At 55.0% G+C, this 17,457-nt stretch carries 17 protein-coding genes; 2 read left to right on the top strand and 15 right to left on the bottom strand.

What is annotated here, in order from left to right:
- Positions 1-79: 79 nt before the first annotated feature.
- On the bottom strand, positions 80-976 hold the full coding sequence (lipA, locus tag GT3570_RS14530; protein WP_013144325.1) for a lipoyl synthase: 897 nt from the start codon (positions 974-976) through the stop codon (positions 80-82).
- A gap of 166 nt (positions 977-1,142) precedes the next feature.
- Between lipA and GT3570_RS14535 the strand changes: the two genes are divergently transcribed.
- Entirely contained in the window at positions 1,143-2,132 is a 990-nt protein-coding gene (locus tag GT3570_RS14535; RefSeq protein ID WP_011232445.1) for a M23 family metallopeptidase, read from the top strand.
- Between the two features lie 248 nt (positions 2,133-2,380).
- On the opposite strand, the gene GT3570_RS14540 is transcribed toward GT3570_RS14535, so the two are convergent.
- The 10 genes from GT3570_RS14540 to GT3570_RS14585 all read right to left on the bottom strand — a co-directional run bounded on the left by GT3570_RS14540 (position 2,381) and on the right by GT3570_RS14585 (position 11,989).
- Complete coding sequence (locus tag GT3570_RS14540) at positions 2,381-3,088, bottom strand: ABC transporter ATP-binding protein (protein ID WP_011232446.1); 708 nt, start codon at positions 3,086-3,088, stop codon at positions 2,381-2,383.
- A gap of 2 nt (positions 3,089-3,090) precedes the next feature.
- Positions 3,091-3,870 carry an ABC transporter ATP-binding protein gene (locus GT3570_RS14545; protein ID WP_011232447.1) on the bottom strand — a complete coding sequence of 260 codons (780 nt, stop codon included), beginning with the start codon at positions 3,868-3,870 and terminating at the stop codon, positions 3,091-3,093.
- Positions 3,845-4,819, bottom strand: coding sequence for a branched-chain amino acid ABC transporter permease (locus GT3570_RS14550; protein WP_011232448.1), 975 nt, complete (start codon positions 4,817-4,819; stop codon positions 3,845-3,847). The genes GT3570_RS14545 and GT3570_RS14550 overlap by 26 nt, the downstream gene beginning before the upstream one ends.
- 16 nt (positions 4,820-4,835) lie before the next feature.
- Positions 4,836-5,714, bottom strand: coding sequence for a branched-chain amino acid ABC transporter permease (locus tag GT3570_RS14555; protein ID WP_011232449.1), 879 nt, complete (start codon positions 5,712-5,714; stop codon positions 4,836-4,838).
- A gap of 105 nt (positions 5,715-5,819) precedes the next feature.
- On the bottom strand, positions 5,820-7,016 hold the full coding sequence (locus tag GT3570_RS14560) for an ABC transporter substrate-binding protein (protein ID WP_062899115.1): 1,197 nt from the start codon (positions 7,014-7,016) through the stop codon (positions 5,820-5,822).
- A 634-nt stretch (positions 7,017-7,650) separates the two neighbouring features.
- A complete protein-coding gene (gene yunB / locus GT3570_RS14565) occupies positions 7,651-8,397 on the bottom strand; it encodes a sporulation protein YunB (RefSeq protein WP_011232451.1) in 747 nt (248 codons plus the stop codon).
- A gap of 53 nt (positions 8,398-8,450) precedes the next feature.
- Entirely contained in the window at positions 8,451-8,753 is a 303-nt protein-coding gene (locus tag GT3570_RS14570) for a YunC family protein (RefSeq protein ID WP_011232452.1), read from the bottom strand.
- A gap of 61 nt (positions 8,754-8,814) precedes the next feature.
- A complete protein-coding gene (locus GT3570_RS14575) occupies positions 8,815-10,197 on the bottom strand; it encodes a bifunctional metallophosphatase/5'-nucleotidase (RefSeq protein ID WP_011232453.1) in 1,383 nt (460 codons plus the stop codon).
- A 17-nt stretch (positions 10,198-10,214) separates the two neighbouring features.
- Positions 10,215-11,117, bottom strand: coding sequence for a sulfite exporter TauE/SafE family protein (locus GT3570_RS14580; RefSeq protein WP_014196670.1), 903 nt, complete (start codon positions 11,115-11,117; stop codon positions 10,215-10,217).
- 23 nt (positions 11,118-11,140) lie between these two features.
- Positions 11,141-11,989 carry a DUF72 domain-containing protein gene (locus tag GT3570_RS14585; protein ID WP_062899116.1) on the bottom strand — a complete coding sequence of 283 codons (849 nt, stop codon included), beginning with the start codon at positions 11,987-11,989 and terminating at the stop codon, positions 11,141-11,143.
- Between the two features lie 195 nt (positions 11,990-12,184).
- Here GT3570_RS14585 and GT3570_RS14590 point away from each other — a divergent pair, with 195 nt between their 5' ends.
- Positions 12,185-12,817: a LysE family translocator gene (locus GT3570_RS14590; protein WP_011232456.1), complete on the top strand. Its 633-nt coding sequence runs from the start codon at positions 12,185-12,187 to the stop codon at positions 12,815-12,817.
- Positions 12,818-13,076: 259 nt separating this feature from the next.
- On the opposite strand, the gene sufB is transcribed toward GT3570_RS14590, so the two are convergent.
- Genes sufB through sufD form a run of 4 tightly spaced genes read right to left on the bottom strand, consistent with a single transcriptional unit; the run spans position 13,077 to position 17,447 of the window.
- Positions 13,077-14,474 (bottom strand): Fe-S cluster assembly protein SufB, encoded by a 1,398-nt coding sequence (gene sufB / locus GT3570_RS14595; protein ID WP_062898906.1) that lies wholly within the window; start codon positions 14,472-14,474, stop codon positions 13,077-13,079.
- A gap of 6 nt (positions 14,475-14,480) precedes the next feature.
- Complete coding sequence (gene sufU / locus GT3570_RS14600; RefSeq protein WP_011232462.1) at positions 14,481-14,930, bottom strand: Fe-S cluster assembly sulfur transfer protein SufU; 450 nt, start codon at positions 14,928-14,930, stop codon at positions 14,481-14,483.
- On the bottom strand, positions 14,920-16,140 hold the full coding sequence (locus GT3570_RS14605; RefSeq protein WP_062898907.1) for a cysteine desulfurase: 1,221 nt from the start codon (positions 16,138-16,140) through the stop codon (positions 14,920-14,922). The genes sufU and GT3570_RS14605 overlap by 11 nt, the downstream gene beginning before the upstream one ends.
- Complete coding sequence (gene sufD / locus GT3570_RS14610) at positions 16,137-17,447, bottom strand: Fe-S cluster assembly protein SufD (protein ID WP_062898908.1); 1,311 nt, start codon at positions 17,445-17,447, stop codon at positions 16,137-16,139. Before sufD ends, GT3570_RS14605 begins: the two co-directional genes overlap by 4 nt.
- Between the last annotated feature and the right edge of the window lie 10 nt (positions 17,448-17,457).

Raw genomic sequence — 17,457 nt, forward strand, 5'->3', positions numbered from 1 at the left:
TCTTCGCGTTCATCCGGCCGGGATGATGCTTTCAGCCGCTGAAACAACGCTTGCTTGCTTTCGCGCCGTTCGTTGGATGTTACGCTTTCAACTGCCGCGCTTTCGCCGCCTCGCTCACCTGCTCATCGGCATGGTACGACGAGCGGACGAGCGGCCCCGCTTCACAATGGCTGAACCCTTTGCTCAACGCGATTTCTTTCAGCTCTTGAAACTCGTCCGGATGGTAATATTTCACGACCTTCAAATGCTTTTTCGTCGGTTGCAAATACTGGCCGATCGTCAAAATGTCGACATGGTTGGCGCGCAAGTCATCCATCGCTTCAATGATTTCCTCTTTCGTTTCCCCAAGGCCGACCATGATGCTCGATTTCGTCGGAATGTCCGGCTGCAATTCTTTCGCGCGCCGCAAAAACTCAAGCGAACGTTCGTACGTCGCGCGGGCGCGCACCCTTGGAGTCAAGCGGCGCACCGTTTCGATGTTATGGTTTAAAATGTCAGGGCGGGCATCCATCAAAATTTTCAAGTTTTCATACACCCCGCCCATATCCGACGGCAGCACCTCGATCGTCGTAAACGGGTTTTTCCGGCGGATGGCGCGCACCGTTTCGGCGAATACCGCCGCCCCGCCGTCTTTTAGGTCATCGCGGGCGACGGCGGTGACGACGACGTGTTTCAAGTTCATGATGCGCACCGATTCCGCGACGCGTTCCGGCTCCTGCCAATCGAGCTCGGTCGGCAGCCCGGTTTTGACGGCGCAGAAGCGGCAGGCGCGCGTGCAGACGCTGCCTAAAATCATAAACGTCGCCGTCCGCCGTACGGCCCAGCATTCGTGAATGTTTGGGCACTTCGCTTCCTCGCAAACGGTATGTAAACGGTTTTCCCGCATCAGCTTCTTTAAACCGATATAATTCTCGTTCGTGTTCAACTTGATTTTCAACCAGTCCGGCTTGCGGACGTGTTCTTCTTTCGTCGCCATCGTTCTCACTCCACTTGTCGATGATTGTTCATTTCTCATTATAATGAAAAGCGCAGGAAAACACAAAAAAATCGTCCATCAGACGATTTTCCTCCTTTTAACATTTATGAAATTCCCGTTTCTCCCCAAACTAAACATATGAAACGGGCGGAAAGGGGGAATACGCGTGCATCGATGGCTTGCCGCCATATCGGCGGCAGCGATGCTGTGGATCGCCGCCGGCGCGGCTTCGGCGGCGGAACAGGAAGAAGCGATGTATGAAAAGCGAATGGAGCTGTACAAAAAGGCCGAAGCCGTTTCCTTGATCCCGTGGTATTACTTTGCGGCCATTGACCAGTATGAGCGAAACGTCCGGCAAGTGCGCCGCGACCTGCCCAAGCCAGCCGGCGTTCTCGGCATTTATATGAAGCCGGAAATATGGGCCGGGCCGCTGAACAAAAACCCGCATGATACAGACCCGTTCACCATCTCCCAGTTTGGCGGCCTTGGCGTGGACGGAGACGGCGACGGCTATGCGCGGGCGGATGACGATGACGATGTGATCATGGCCATGGCCCGCTATTTGCAGACGTACGGCATCGATCACCGCCATATCAAAATCGCGCTTTGGAACTATTACCAACGCGCCAAAACCGTCGACTTGATTTTAGGAAAGGCGAGAATTTATAAAAAGTATCAGACGTTGAAATTGGACAACCACGTGTTTCCGCTTCCGCTAGGGGCCAATTACAGCTACCGCGATACATGGGGGGATGCGCGCGGCTGGGGCGGGCGGCGCATTCATGAAGGAACCGACATTTTCGCCGGCTACGGCGTTCCGGTGCGCTCGACGTGCTACGGCATCGTCGAGCTGAAAGGGTGGAACAAATACGGCGGCTGGCGCATCGGCATCCGCGACATCAACAACACGTACCACTACTTTGCCCATTTGAACGGCTTCGCCGCCGATCTTCGCGAGGGGCAAATCGTCGAGCCGGGGACGATCATCGGTTCGGTCGGCAGCTCTGGCTACGGTCCGCCCGGCACGGCGGGGAAATTTCCGCCCCATCTTCACTACGGCATGTACAAAGACAACGGCTATACCGAATGGGCGTTTGACCCGTACCCGCACTTAAAAGCATGGGAGCGGGCCGAGCGGCAACAACGGCGCCGCTAGCCGCGCGGGGGCCGGCGCGACGGGGTTCTCTCCGCCAACGCCAGCCGCCCAAATCAGCGGCATGTTTTTTCAAGAGCAGAGACGTCCCGGACGCCGATGTTTCCCGTCCGTCCATCCCAGCCGGCGTTCGCCGGCCGAAACGGCAATGACGGAAAAAGGCTGATCTCCAAGTTGGAATCAGCCTTTTTTCCACGGCGGCACAACCGTCCGAAACGGCTTTCCGCTGACGTTCTTCCGCCTATCGCTTCTCAATGCCCGCCCAAATACGCCTGCTTCACCTGCTCGCTCGCCTGCAGCTCGCTCGCCGTTCCCGACAAGACGACGCGCCCCGATTCAAGGACATAGGCGCGATGGGCGATGGAGAGCGCCATATGGGCGTTTTGTTCGACAAGCAAAATCGTCGTCCCCGACTCGTTGATTTCCTGAATGATGCGGAAAATCGTCTTGACCAAAAGCGGCGCGAGCCCCATTGACGGTTCGTCAAGCAAGAGCAGCTTCGGGCGCGCCATGAGCGCGCGGCCGATGGCGAGCATTTGCTGCTCGCCGCCCGAAAGCGTGCCGGCCAGCTGCTTGCGCCGCTCCTCAAGGCGCGGGAACAGCTGAAAGACTTTGGCAAAGTCTTGTTGAATGCCTTCTTTGTCTTTGCGCAAAAACGCGCCGAGCTCCAAGTTTTCCTCGACCGTCATATTGGCGAAAACGCGCCTCCCTTCCGGCACGTGGGAAATGCCTTGCTTGACGATCGTCTGCGCCGCCTTGCCGGCGATCGAGGCTCCCTCATACACGATGTCGCCGTTTTTCGGCCTAAGCAGCCCGGAAATGGTTTTCAGAAGCGTCGTTTTCCCCGCGCCGTTCGCCCCGATCAGCGTGACGATCTCGCCTTTGTTCACCTCAAGCGATACGCCTTTTAAGGCATGAATGTTGCCGTAAAACACATCGATTCCATCCACTTTCAACATGGTCACGACACCTCCTCGCCAAGGTAAGCCTCGATCACTTTCGGGTTGCTGCGCACTTGTTCCGGCGTGCCTTCGGCGATCAGCTGGCCGTGATCCAACACGTAAATGCGCTCGCATATGCCCATCACAAGCGACATGTCATGCTCAATCAACAAAATCGTCAACGCAAACCGTTCGCGAATGAACGCAATCAACTTCATCAATTCTTTCGTTTCTTGCGGGTTCATGCCGGCGGCCGGCTCGTCAAGCAAAAGCACTTTTGGCTGCGCCGCCAGCGCCCGAGCGATCTCAAGCCGGCGCTGCTGGCCGTACGGCAAGTTTTTCGCCTTCTCGTGCATGACGCCATCAAGCTGAAAAATGTTCAAAAACTCGATCGCCTTTTCTTCCATTTCCTTTTCACCGCGGAAATGGGACGGGAGGCGGAGAATGGAGCTCGCGATCGAATGGCGGGCGTGCGCATGGTAGGCGACTTTCACGTTGTCGAGCACCGACAGCTCGCCGAACAGGCGAATGTTTTGAAACGTCCGGCTGATCCCTTTGCGCGTAATTTTATACGGCGGCAGGCCGTTCAACGTCTCGCCGTCAAGCATAATCCGCCCGTCAGTCGGCACATACACGCCCGTCAATAAGTTAAACAGCGTCGTTTTCCCCGCGCCGTTCGGGCCGATGAGCCCGACAAGCTCCCCTTGATACAGCTCCATCGTCACACCGGAGAGCGCCTTCAGCCCGCCAAACTGGATGCCGACATTTTCCGCCTTAAGCAACGGTGTTTTTGCCGCCATGATTCATTCCTCCCTGCGCTGCCTTCCGCCATTTGAAGAGCGAAGATAGTTCTTTCGTCCCCATCAGCCCGGTTGGACGGTACAGCATCACCAAAATCAAGACGATGCTGTAAATGATCATCCGCGTTTCCGGATAGTTTTGCAAGAACGTCGAAACGATCGTCAGCAGCACCGCCGCCACCACCGCGCCGGATAGGCTGCCGAGCCCGCCGAGCACGACGAAAATCAAAATGTCAAACGATTTTAAAAAGCCGAAGTTCGACGGCTGAATGATGTAAAAGTGATGGGCGTACAGCGCCCCGGCGATGCCGGCGAAAAACGAACCGATCGCAAACGCCGCCACTTTGTAATACGTCGTATTGATCCCCATGGCATCAGCGGCGATTTCATCCTCGCGAATCGAAATGCACGCCCGTCCGTGCGTCGAGTTCGTGAAGTTGGCGATCACCAAAATCGTGACAAACAGGCAGGCGAACACCCACGGCCATGTCGTCATATGCGTCACCGTCATGCCGCTCGCCCCGCCGACGTAATCGATGTTCAAGAGCGCGATGCGGACAATTTCGCCAAACCCAAGCGTGGCGATCGCCAAGTAATCGCCTTTTAAACGCAGGCTCGGCACGCCGATGACGAGGCCGGCGAGCATCGCCGCGATCCCAGCGGTCAAGACGCCGACCGCAAACGGCAGCTGCAGCTTCATCGTCATGACGGCTGAAGCGTAAGCGCCGACGGCGAAAAAGCCGGCATGTCCAATCGAAAACTGTCCGGTGATGCCGATGATCAAGTGAAGGCTCGCCGCCAGCATGACGTTGATCGCCATGAAAAAGAGCGTGTTGACGTAAAACACATTGAGCGTCCCGCTTGCAATCAGCCACTCGACAACAGCGAAAAAGGCGAAGGCCAGTATGACGGAAACCCAAAATCCACGAGTCCGCTTCCAAGTTGCCATTGTCCCCTACCATCCTTTACACTTTTTCTCGTACGTTCTTGCCAAACAATCCGGCCGGCCGGAAAATGAGAATGAGAATTAAAATGACAAACGCCACTCCGTCGCGCCAAAGCGAGTAGCCGAGCCCGCTGACGAGCGATTCGATGACGCCAAGCAAAAGCCCCCCGACCATCGCTCCCGGAATGATGCCGATTCCGCCCAACACGGCGGCGACAAACGCTTTCAATCCGGGAAGAATGCCCATCAATGGCTCGATTTTTGTATAATAAATGCCGAAAATAACGCCTGCCGCCCCCGCGAGCGCCGAACCGATGGCGAACGTGGCCGAAATCGTGTTGTCGACGTTGATTCCCATCAACCGGGCCGCTTCCGCATCATGGGAAACAGCGCGCATCGCTTTCCCGATTTTTGTCCGGTGAACGATGAACTGAAGAAGGATCATCAAAACGAGGGACGTGCCGAGGATGAACAGCGACTGGCTGCTGATGACAACCCCAAACAGCTTCAAGTTCCGATCCGGCAGCAGCGTGCTCGGATACGCTTCCGGCTGGGCCCCGCGCAAATAAATCGTGACGTACTCAATCAAGAGCGATACGCCGATCGCCGTAATGAGCACTGCGATGCGCGCCGCATTGCGCAGCGGCTTGTAGGCAATCCGCTCGATGATCATCCCAAGCACGGCGCAAGAGGCCATCGCCAGCAAAAGCGCCGGGAAAAAGCCGACACCAAGCATCGTTACGGCATAAAAACCGACGAATGAACCGACCATAAAGACGTCGCCATGGGCGAAGTTAATGAGCCGAACAATGCCGTACACCATCGTATAGCCAAGAGCGATGAGCGCATAAATGCTGCCTAGCGAAATGCCGTTGACCAGCTGTTGAATGAGTTCCATGATCGCACGCTCCTTAACGAAAACTCGTCGTTGACCAAAAGAAATGCCGGACAGGAGGGCGCCCCTTAGGGGCCTCCCCCGTCCATGCATCCATCCAGCCTTTCATTACGGATTCACTTTCGTTTTGAATTGCTGCTGCCCGTCTTTGTATTCCAAAATGGCCGCCGATTTGACCGGGTCATGGTTTTCATTGAGCGTCATCGTGCCGGAGACGAGCTGCAAATCTTTCGTTTGCGCCAGCGCGTCTTTAATTTTCACCGGATCGGCGCTGCCGGCCCGCTTGATGGCGTCGGCCAGGAAGTAGGCTGTATCATAGCCAAGCGCGTTGAACGCATCCGGCGCTTTGTTGTATTTCGCTTTAAAGGCTTTCACAAACTCTTGAATTTTCGGATCCGGGTCGCCCGACGAATAATGGTTCGTGATGTACGTGTTGTTCAACGCGTCTTTGCCCGCGATCTCGACCAGCTTCGGCGAATCCCAGCCGTCGCCGCCCATGATCGGCACGTTCAAGCCAAGCTCGCGCGCCTGCTTGACGATGAGGCCGACTTCTTCATAATAGCCCGGCAGGAAAATGAACTCTGGATTCTTTGATTTTATGCGCGTCAGCGTCGCACGGAAATCGGTGTCTTTCGCGACATACGCCTCTTCAGCGATAATTTTGCCGCCGCCTTGCGTGAACGCGTCTTTAAACGAAGCGGCCAGCCCTTTCGAATAGTCGCTCGAGCTGTCGATCAACACCGCCGCGTTTTTCACTTTCAGTTCGTTCAAGGCGAATTTGGCCGCCACCGTCCCTTGGAACGGGTCGATAAAGCACGTCCGGAAGACGAACTCGTTCACTTTGCCGTCTTTGTTCGTGATCGTCGGGTTCGTGCCTGTCGGCGTAATGAGCGGCACTTTATTGTCGTTGGCGACTTGCACTTGAGCGAGCGTGTTCGTGCTCGTCGCCGAGCCGATGATGGCGACGACTTTATCCTGGCTGATCAACTTGATCGCGCCGTTCGTCGCTTCGGCCGCTTCCGATTTGTTGTCGACTTTCACCAACTCCAGCTTTTTGCCGTTGATTCCTTCTTTGTTGATTTCCTCAAGCGCCAAGTCGAGCCCTTCCGCAATCGACTGGCCGTATGACGCGACCCCGCCGGACAGCTCAAGGTTGGCGCCGATTTTAATCACATCGCCGCCCCCGCCTCCGCCGCTGTTTCCGCCTGAAGAACTGCCTCCTTGCTGGTTGCCGCCGCAGCCGGCCAAAAGACCCGCCGTCAGCATCAATGAGAAAAAGACACCTGCTGCTCTTTTTTTCTTCATTTCTTGTTCCCCCCATTGTTCAAAATGTTCTGTCACCAGAGCGCACACCTTTTTCTGCATACTATATCGATAGAGTCCGTCTGCCTTGTGCGCTCGTGCGCCGCGCCGGATGGCGCCGCAAACTGATGCATGCCTTCCGATGCCGGCCGTTCATTCCCCCTCTCAAACTGCTATGTAAATAATAAAACTATTTTCAATTTAATATAATATTACAAAATTCGAACCAACTCGTCTAGTTGTTTTCTATTTGAAAAACAAAAAAAGCTGTTTCCTCTTGACAAACGCCAGAGAAACAGCCAAAGCCCCTTCGCCGGGAAGAACACTTTTTTTGCATAACATTTCCATGTTTCTGTCAAAACCATTCCCAACGGCTGACGCGGGCACCCGTCAACCTAACGGAACTATATAGATGCAATTTGAAGCTTTGCCATTTGCAGCTTTTACCCGAGTATTTGATCGACTGTCGGGCGACCGAACAACGCCGCTTAAAGACTCATATATGGGTCTGTGAAGCAGGCGGTTGTTCGATCCTCCGTCACGCCTTGGCTTGCCTTCGACAGTCGAACGAGAACGATCGATTTAGGAAGATGACAGTCGCCGGCCTTTTAGAGGCGCGCATTGACAGCCTTTCCCACTACCGCTTCGGAAGCTGGATGGACGGGCCGACTTGACCGCCGTTTTTGTTGTAAAATTGCGGCACTTCTCCCGGAATAAAGCGCATCACAACTGGAATATCTGTTGTCACATTGGAAATTTTCGATGCAAAAGGAATGACGACTTGGATGTCGACCGATACATGAATATCAATTTCAATAAAAAAACTGTTAATATCATACGCTCGAATTTCTTTCGTCACTTCCGAGTCGACATTGCCAACGATCTGAAACTGCACCGGAATGCGCGGGCCGAGGTTGGCCAAGAGGGCATTATCCGTGATTTTTCCAAGCGGAATGTAATAAATGATGCCGCGGCTGTTTCCAGTTCCGGACTCGACTTCGGGAAGGACCATCCGTTCAAGCCGTCCTTCTGTCGCCGCCTTTAAGCTTTCCATCACATGATCATCCGTCTCCGATAAGATGCGATTGATCACCGCGGTGTCAAAATCGACCGACACAATTTTGCCGCTTTCGTCCTTTTGAACCGTGACCAGCTGCCGAAATTCAGGGTTGTCTTTTTGAAACTGCTGCTCAATGGCGTTATTGATCACCAAGTTGGCAATCCGCTTCGTTTCCGTTTCCGCAATCTCCATGAGCACCGGCTTAATGCCTTTATTGACAATCCAAAGGCTTACCGCCGTCGAGAACATAAAAAAAACGAACGTCAATAAAAACACATAGCGGAACGGGAGCGGCCCCTTCCGCACGAATCGGGGGCGCAACAAAATGAAAATCCCTCCTTTACAAGCTATATGTATGCTTGCAAGGAGGGATTTTTTCACCGCATTTTCAACAGCGCCTCTCTTCCTTTCATTCCCTCTTCAATGCCGAGCTCCAAAGCGGCGACTGTCACCGATTCGAGCGGCGCCTCGAGCAGCTGTTCAATCGTACGCACCCCGACCGCCCGCCCGGCGATAATGCCGCGATCACGCAATTTCTCATTCAACAGCGCCACATCGAGCGCTCCGCACATAATGTACCCTTTTTCACCCGCCACCGCCAACAAATTCGTTTTCGGCAGCTGGACGGACACAGCAATAAACGGATGTCCGTCAATGATGATCGGCTTCACTTCGACCATCGCCGCAGTCACTCTCCTTTCCATACTCCAATGTATGAAGCATGGAAAAAGAAGTGCCTGCCTATTGGGCCAATTTCCAAGCGAGAAGATCGCGCAAAAACTCCGGCATGTAATACGTTTTTTCCGCCGCCCGCTGAATTTGCGGATAAAAGTGGCCGATCGCAAACATATCGGTCGTCGCCACCTCATACGTGCGCTCGGGATCGAGCGGCTCGCCGTTGATCATAATGCGGCGGATATGCCATTGACCGTCCTCCTCGAGCCCGGCCTCGATGTCCACGCCGTCGTACACCATTTCCCCCATCACTTCGCCGCGGAAGCCAAACCCTTTAAACTGCCAATGCTTCATCCGTTCCGTGTTGGCCTCAAGGATAATCTCTTTGAGCTCCGCGCCGCGCAGCTTCACCTTGCACGGGTTGAGCGGATGCGGGCAAATGCGATGCAAATCTTTTTTCGTCACCGGCCCTTTCGCAAGCGGCGCAAGCAGCACGCCGGCGTTAACCATGCCAATGTCCGCTTGGCACCACTCACGCAAAGCGGAAGCAAGCAAATTCCCAAGCGGCGACGGGGCGAACCAGTCAAGCGGCAAGTCATCATGGAGCACGGCGACTTGTTCCGCTTCAAGCCGCGCCAAACTTTCCTGCTCAAGACAAACAAGATGGCGCTCGACCGCCTCGGAGCGGGGCAATGGTTCGACATCCACGACCGTCGCGGATGCCCTGGACAGCCGGTTTTGGTCAATCTCCAGCTTGACCACCCCAACATATTTTCCGTATTTCCCCGCCGCGCAAAGCAGTGTTTGATTCAATGTTTTTCCTTCTGGAAACACATGGTGGGTGTGAGCGCCTAAAATAATGTCCACGCCTGGGATCGTCGCAGCGATTTTTTCATCCTCATTCACCCCAAGATGAGACAGCACAACGACGCAATCGGCCTTTTGCCTCACTTCCTCCACCGCCGCTGCCAACATGTCAAACGGCGGAACGATCTTCCAGCCGAGCAGCTCGTAAAAGTGAGAAAACGGAGCGGTGGCGCCAACCACCCCAATGCGAAACGTCTCCGTCGCCGGGATGACGACATACGGCAACGCCCAATGCGGCCGCACGCCATCGCGGCGAAACAAATTGGCGACAACGACCGGAAACCGAGCCTGTTCGTACAACGTATCCAGTTCATCATGATCAAGGGTGATCCCTTCGTTGTTGCCGATCGTCACCGCATCATAGTGAAGATCGTTCAATAAGTCCACATTCGCTTTTCCACGCGTCGCCTCGGTAATCGGGTGCACGCGGTCGAGAAAATCGCCCACATCAAACAAAAGCATCGCCTCGTTGCGCGCGCGATGCTCCCTTCTCCGTTCTGACAAAAAGCGGGCGATTTGCGGCCAATGTTCAAAATGGCTGTGCACGTCGTTCGTATGATAAATATAGACGGTTTGCTTCAATGCGCAAGCCTCCTTGGTTACGAAAAACTTTCGATCACAAGCCGAAGGCCAAGCAAAACGAGCACCATCCGAAGCACGACGACAAGCGTCCGGCTTGGCATCCGCTTATTGATCCACGCCCCGGTTTTCGCGCCGATCCATACGCCGGGAATGAGGGCAAGGGCAAACGACCATTGCACATTTCCCATCGCGACATGGGTGAGAGAACCGACGAGCGAGGATAAAAAAATCATCAACATCGACGTGGCGACCGCCACATGGGGCGGAAAGCGAAACAGCACGATCATCGCCGGCACCATGAGCGAGCCGCCGCCAATGCCAAACAACCCGCCGAAAAAGCCGACCACAAACGCGATGGCGATCGCGGCGAGCGGATAATAGCCGTACACGAACGTCTCCCCGTTCCGCTCCGTGTACGTGCGCATGACTTTCCGCGCCCACCACGATGCCCGTTTCAAGCGGGTTTCCGCTTTCGTCTCGGATCGGGATGACTCCCGTTCATTCTCCGTCGCCGCCGCCGTCTCGTCAGCCGAACGCTTCGTTTTCTTTTGACTCAGCGACAAAAAGAGCGACATGGCGATTAAAAACAGCCCAAAATACAATGAAAAATGAGCGGCGCTCAGCGTATTGTTCACCCAAGCGCCGATGACCGCCCCGGGAACGCTGCCAAGGCAAAAGAGCAAGCCGCTTTGATAGTCGACCATTTTGTCTTTCATATACGACAATGTGGACGATAAGCCATTGAAAATAATGACGACAAGCGACGTGCCGACCGCCACTTGCGGCGTCACCGCCGACAGCCAGCCGAGCGCGCCGAAAAACAGAAGCGACGGCACGATGATCACCCCGCCGCCAAGGCCGGCCAAACTGCCGACCGTCCCCGCGATAAAGCCGATCAAGACAAGCAACGCATACGCCATCCTCCATCCCCCTCTTCCCCGCTTCAAAACAAACCAAGCTGCCGCGGCGCCAGGCCCGTGTACTCAATGCCAAGCAAATCGATCAATTGTTTGGCGTTGTCGGCGGCATCGCCGCCGGAGTTGTTGTTAAACAGCACGTAAATCTGTTTCGTTTTTTGTTTTAATGCCTCTATATGGCGCACCCACTCGCGCAGCTCGCGCTCATTGTACCGGTATAAATAGCGGACCGCCCTCCAGTTCTCGCCGGCCGTCGCCTTGTTCCAGCCGTGGACATTCCGTCCGTGCAGGCGGATGAGCGTCTTTTCCCGGTCGGTCGGATGCAAAACGGTCGGCACCGACCCTTCCCCCGCCTGCGGCTCGTCGCAAATTGTGTGAATCCACCCTTCCTCTTCCATAAAGTGAAGCGTTTTTTCATAAAAGCGCGGCGAAAACCATGATTGGTGCCGAAATTCGAGCGCCGCCGGCACCTCCCCCATCCGCGCTTTTGTCCAGCGCAAGTACGCCACATGCTCGCGCCGACAGTCAAACCACGGCGGAAACTGAAACAGCACCATCGCCAATTTCCCCGCTTCCTGAAACGGCGCGATCGATTCCAGAAACGCGGCAAACATCGCTTCCTTGCTTTCATACGGAATCGGGCCGCGCTCATGCCCGGTCATTCCTTGGTATGCCTTCACGATAAACTGAAACGACGGCGGCGTCTCGCGAATCCACTTTTCCACGTTCGAACGCGGCTGAATGGCGTAAAAGTACGAATCGACCTCGACCGTCGGAAAATGGGCCGCGTATTCCAGCAACTTGTCTTTCGCCGCAAGACCTGGCGGATAGAGGCTGTCATGATCCCCCCAACCAGTCAGTCCGATGTAAATCATCACGATCACCAATTCGTTCGATTTCCAGCTATCTTCACTATACCATAAGCGCGGGCGGCGCGAAATAAAAATGACCGCCGCACCATCAAGGGCAATGTCAGTTCATAGATTCATAACGTCCATAATTTACAATCGAGGAACGATTGCGATACAATGATACCCATCGAAACATTCTGACAATGGGAGGGCTGTCCAATGATCCATCTGTACCCGTTTCTTCTCTTATCGATATTTTTGATTGTGCTGCCCGGCCCCGACACAGCGGTGGTGACCAAAAACACCATTTCCGCAGGGAAGATCGGCGGCTTGAAAACCGCACTAGGGGTTTGCTGCGCCTTGTTTCTCCACACCGCCGCGGCGTCGCTCGGGCTTTCCGCCGTCATTATGCAATCGGCCTTGCTGTTTTCGATCCTGAAGTATGTGGGTGCTGTGTACTTAACGTATTTAGGCGTTAAGGCATTATATGGGGTCATGAAAAAAGGCGAAGCCCCCAGTGTGGAAACGGACATCAGAGGAGGAGGAGAACATACCGCCTGCTTCAAGCAAGGGTTTCTGACCGATTTCTTAAATCCGAAAGTGGCGGCCTTTTTCTTAACCTTTTTGCCGCAATTCGTAGCACCGGGCTCGCACTCCTTTGTTCCGTTTCTCCTGATGGGGGCGGCTTATACGGCGATGACCGCGATATGGTTTTTGTTTTACATTTCCTTCATCCATTATATCAGCGATTTCATGAAGCGGCCGAAAACGAAGAAATGGATCGAAGGCATCACGGGCACGGTGATGATCGGGTTCGGCATCAAATTGGCGCTTGAAAAAGTCCAGAGCTAAACAGGAAGACCGGGCGCGGCTGAACAGAGCCGCCTGGCATGTGAAATGAAAGACAGGGGAGCGCCCAAAAAGAGCGCTCCCCTAAAAACATGCTCCCATGAGGGAGGAAATGGCCTGCGGAGCGGCCTTGACGCTTCCGGAGATCACCGGAAAGAATAAGGGACGGCGGCCGCTCCCTTGTTTTGTCCTGCGTTGATCATGTGGGCGTTTTGTGGGTCAAGCGCCCACGCTGGAGCGCTCCACCCTTGATTCATCAAGCTTACCCAATGCTTCCTTCCATCTCGAATTTGATCAAGCGGTTCATCTCGACCGCGTATTCCATCGGCAGCTCCCTTGTAAACGGCTCGATGAAGCCCATGACGATCATTTCCGTCGCTTCCTGCTCGGAAATGCCGCGGCTCATCAAGTAGAACAGCTGCTCTTCCGACACTTTCGACACTTTCGCTTCGTGTTCGAGCGACACGTTGTCGTTTAAAATTTCGTTGTACGGAATGGTATCGGATGTCGACTGATTGTCGAGAATGAGCGTATCGCATTCGATGTTCGAGCGCGAGCCGGACGCTTTGCGGCCGAAATGGACCATGCCGCGATACGTCACCTTGCCGCCTTGTTTGGAGATCGACTTCGAGACGATCGTCGATGACGTATTCGGGGCCAAATGGATCATTTTCGCCCCGGCGTCTTGATGCTGCCCTTTGCCGGCGATGGCGATCGACAGCGTCAAGCCGTGCGCCCCTTCGCCTTTTAAGATGACGGCCGGGTATTTCATCGTCAGCTTCGAGCCGATGTTGCCGTCGATCCATTCCATCGTCGCGTTTTCTTCGCAGACGGCGCGCTTCGTCACCAAGTTGAAGACGTTGTTCGCCCAGTTTTGGATCGTCGTGTAGCGGCAGTAGGCGCCTTTTTTGACGATGATTTCCACAACCGCGCTATGAAGCGAGTTCGTCGTGTAAATCGGCGCTGTACAGCCTTCGACGTAATGGACGTGCGCCCCTTCGTCCACGATGATGAGCGTCCGTTCAAACTGCCCCATGTTTTCCGAGTTGATGCGGAAGTACGCCTGAAGCGGCGTATCGACTTTGACGCCTTTCGGGACGTAGATGAACGAACCGCCCGACCAGACGGCCGAGTTGAGCGCCGCAAATTTGTTGTCCGTCGGCGGCACGACTTTGGCGAAATACTCGCGGAACAAGTCTTCGTTTTCCTTCAGCGCCGAGTCGGTGTCTTTAAAGATGACACCGAGTTTTTCGAGGTCTTCTTTCATGTTGTGGTAGACGACTTCCGATTCGTATTGCGCCGAGACGCCGGCCAAATATTTTTGTTCCGCCTCTGGAATCCCTAATTTATCGAACGTCGCTTTGATCTCCGCCGGCACCTCATCCCACGAACGGCCCGATTTTTCCGTCGGTTTGACGTAGTACGTAATTTCATCGAAATCGAGGCTTGACAAGTCGCCGCCCCATTGCGGCATCGGTTTGCTGTAGAAGATGTCGAGCGCTTTTAAGCGGAACTCGAGCATCCATTGCGGCTCGTTTTTCATCCGCGAAATTTCTTCGACGACTTCACGCGTCAGGCCGCGCTGGGCGCGGAAGACGGAGACGTCTTTATCGACGAAGCCGTACTTGTATTCACCAATTTCCGGGGCTTTTTTCGCCATCTCGGTTCACCTTCCTTCATGTTCATGATTGTGCAGCCCTTTTTCGAGCGCTTTCCACGCCAACGTCGCGCATTTAATGCGGGCGGGAAATTTGGAAACGCCTTGGAGCGCCTCGATGTCGCCAAGATCGACCGAATCGTCGTACTCTTTCCCTTGGATCATGTCGGAAAAAATGTGGGCGAGCCGAAGCGCTTCCTCCACCGTTTTTCCTTTGATCGCCTGCGTCATCATCGACGCCGACGACATTGAAATCGAACAGCCTTCGCCTTCAAATTTGACGTCGACGACTTTTCCGTCTTCGACTTTCATCGTCAAGTGGATGCGGTCGCCGCACGTCGGGTTGTTCATGTTGACATCGACGTTCGTTCCTTCAAGCACCCCGCGGTTTCGCGGGTTTTTATAATGATCCATAATGACTTGGCGGTAAAGCTGATCCAACGGATGGTTAGAAGACATGGCTGAAGTACTCCTTCGCTTTCTGTAATGCGGCGATGAATGCATCGATTTCCTCTTTGGTATTGTAAAGGTAAAAGCTCGCCCGGGCGGTCGCCGTCACGCCGAGCCATTTCATGAGCGGCTGGGCGCAATGGTGGCCGGCGCGGATGGCGATTCCTTCGGCGTCAAGGACAGTCGCCACATCGTGCGGATGCACCCCGTCGATGTTGAACGTGACAAGCCCCGCCCGCTCTTTCGGGCCATAGACGGTGACGCCTTCGATGTCCGCCATTCGTTCAAGCGCATATTGCGCCAGCTCATGCTCATGGGCGGCGATGGCGTCCAAGCCTACTTGTTCAAGGAAATCGATCGCTGCACCAAGGCCAATCGCCCCGGCGATAATCGGCGTGCCGCCTTCAAACTTCCACGGCAGCTCTTTCCACGTCGAGTCGTACAGCTCGACAAAATCGATCATTTCACCGCCGAACTCGATTGGCTCCATCTGCGCAAGCCATTTCTTTTTGCCATATAATACGCCGATTCCCGTCGGCCCGCACATTTTATGGCCGGAAAGGGCGAGAAAATCGCAATCAAGTTCCTGAACATCGACCTTCATATGCGGAGCGCTTTGCGCCGCATCGACGACGACGACCGCCCCGCGCTCATGGGCGATGCGGGCGATCTCCCGCACCGGGTTGATCGTCCCAAGAACGTTGGACACATGGGCGATGGCGACGATCTTCGCCGCTTTGGTGATGGCCGCCTCAACGTCGCGCAAATCGATCGTGCCGTCTTCCTGCAGCGGAATGTATTTCAGCGTTGCGCCCGTTTGTTTCGCCAGCTGCTGCCATGGGATTAAGTTGCTGTGATGCTCCATGTACGTGATGACGATCTCGTCGCCTTCTTTGACATTGGCGCGCCCGTAGCTTGCAGCGACCAAGTTGAGCGCAGCGGTCGTGCCGCGCGTAAAGATGATTTCCTGCGCCGATTGGGCGTTTAAAAACCGCCGCACTTTTTCGCGCGCGCCTTCGTACGCATCGGTCGCCTTCGTCCCGAGCGTATGGACGCCGCGGTGGACGTTCGAGTTGTACTCGCGGTAGTAGCGGTCAAGCGTCTCAATCACCGGCAGCGGCTTTTGCGACGTCGCCGCGCTGTCAAAATAGACGAGCGGATGGCCGTTCACTTGCTGATGCAAAATCGGAAACAACGCGCGAATTTCGTTCACATTCATGATTGAACTTTCCTTTCAATCACTTCAATTAATTGGTTTTTCACGCCTTCAAGCGGAATCGCCTCGACAACCGGCGCCAAAAAGCCGTGGATGATGAGCCGTTCCGCATCGCGTCTCGGAATGCCGCGGCTCATTAAGTAATACAATTGGATCGGATCGACGCGTCCCACCGATGCCGCGTGGCCGGCCATGACGTCGTCTTCATCAATGAGCAAAATCGGGTTCGCATCGCCGCGCGCTTTTTCGCTCAACATCAAGACGCGCGACTCCTGGTCGGCGTTTGACTTCGACGCGCCGTGCTCAATTTTGCCGATGCCGTTGAAAATCGAGGTCGCGCTGTCGCGGACGACGCCATGTTTTAAAATGTAACCTTCCGTATGCCTGCCGTAATGGACGACGCTGGTCGTAAAGTTTTGCACTTGCTCGCCGCGGCTGACCGCGACTGTTTTCGTATCGCCGAACGAGCCGTCGCCGACAAGGCGGGTGATGTTCTCGGAGACCGTGTTGCCGTCATTCATCAGCCCGAGCGCCCATTCGATCCGTCCGTCGCGCCCGGCGATGCCGCGCCGATTGACATACGTCGTTGTGCCTTTGGCCAAATGGTCGACGGCGGCGAAAAAGACGCTTGCGTTCGCTTGGGCAAACACCTCGGCGGCCACATTGACGACCGCTTTTCCTTCTCGGCTTGCCGATATATAGTTTTCGACAAACACGACGCGGCTGTTGTCTTCCGCGACAATGATCACGTGGTTAAACAAGGCGATGTCATCTTCGTCTTGAATATAGACCGCCTGAAGCGGCGTTTCAATCCCCACGTTTTTCGGGACATAGACAAACACGCCGCCGTTGAGCAGCGCCGCATGGAGCGCGGCAAGGCGGTGCTCATCCGGCTTGACCGCCGTCATCAAATAGTTTTTCAGCAAGTCGCCATGCTCGCGCGCTGCTGTGAAGATGTCGGTGAAAATGACGCCTTTTTCTTTTAATTCATCGGACAGCGACACGTACGCCGGCGTATGGTTGCGCTGCACGTACAAGTTTTTCGTTCCTTCGCCCGCCTCGATGAGCGCCTTGACCGCTTCCGGCAAATCGTCAAGACCATCATACGGCGCGCTGTCGACCGTGTGGCGGGCGAACTCGGTGAAATTCCATTTGTCGATTTTCGTCTTCTCCGGTTTCGGAAGCGGCAGCCGCTCCGCCAGCCGAAGCGCCTCAAGGCGCCGCGCCGTCAGCCAGTCCGGCTCGCCGCGCCCGCTTGAGAACGTGCGGATGTATGTTTCATCGAATGGGATTTTCGTTTCTGTCGCCATAATCCTCCTC

This window comes from Geobacillus thermoleovorans (genome assembly GCF_001610955.1).
GTDB classification, from domain to species: domain Bacteria; phylum Bacillota; class Bacilli; order Bacillales; family Anoxybacillaceae; genus Geobacillus; species Geobacillus thermoleovorans.

Coding starts and splice junctions, on each gene's coding strand:
- lipA (WP_013144325.1), bottom strand. CDS start 976: ATGGCGACGAAAGAAGAACACGTCCGCAAGCCGGACTGGTTGAAAATC.
- GT3570_RS14540 (WP_011232446.1), bottom strand. CDS start 3,088: ATGTTGAAAGTGGATGGAATCGATGTGTTTTACGGCAACATTCATGCC.
- GT3570_RS14545 (WP_011232447.1), bottom strand. CDS start 3,870: ATGGCGGCAAAAACACCGTTGCTTAAGGCGGAAAATGTCGGCATCCAG.
- GT3570_RS14550 (WP_011232448.1), bottom strand. CDS start 4,819: ATGGCAACTTGGAAGCGGACTCGTGGATTTTGGGTTTCCGTCATACTG.
- GT3570_RS14555 (WP_011232449.1), bottom strand. CDS start 5,714: ATGGAACTCATTCAACAGCTGGTCAACGGCATTTCGCTAGGCAGCATT.
- GT3570_RS14560 (WP_062899115.1), bottom strand. CDS start 7,016: ATGAAGAAAAAAAGAGCAGCAGGTGTCTTTTTCTCATTGATGCTGACG.
- GT3570_RS14570 (WP_011232452.1), bottom strand. CDS start 8,753: ATGGTCGAAGTGAAGCCGATCATCATTGACGGACATCCGTTTATTGCT.
- GT3570_RS14580 (WP_014196670.1), bottom strand. CDS start 11,117: ATGGCGTATGCGTTGCTTGTCTTGATCGGCTTTATCGCGGGGACGGTC.
- GT3570_RS14585 (WP_062899116.1), bottom strand. CDS start 11,989: ATGATTTACATCGGACTGACTGGTTGGGGGGATCATGACAGCCTCTAT.
- GT3570_RS14590 (WP_011232456.1), top strand. CDS start 12,185: ATGATCCATCTGTACCCGTTTCTTCTCTTATCGATATTTTTGATTGTG.
- sufB (WP_062898906.1), bottom strand. CDS start 14,474: ATGGCGAAAAAAGCCCCGGAAATTGGTGAATACAAGTACGGCTTCGTC.
- sufU (WP_011232462.1), bottom strand. CDS start 14,930: ATGTCTTCTAACCATCCGTTGGATCAGCTTTACCGCCAAGTCATTATG.
- GT3570_RS14605 (WP_062898907.1), bottom strand. CDS start 16,140: ATGAATGTGAACGAAATTCGCGCGTTGTTTCCGATTTTGCATCAGCAA.
- sufD (WP_062898908.1), bottom strand. CDS start 17,447: ATGGCGACAGAAACGAAAATCCCATTCGATGAAACATACATCCGCACG.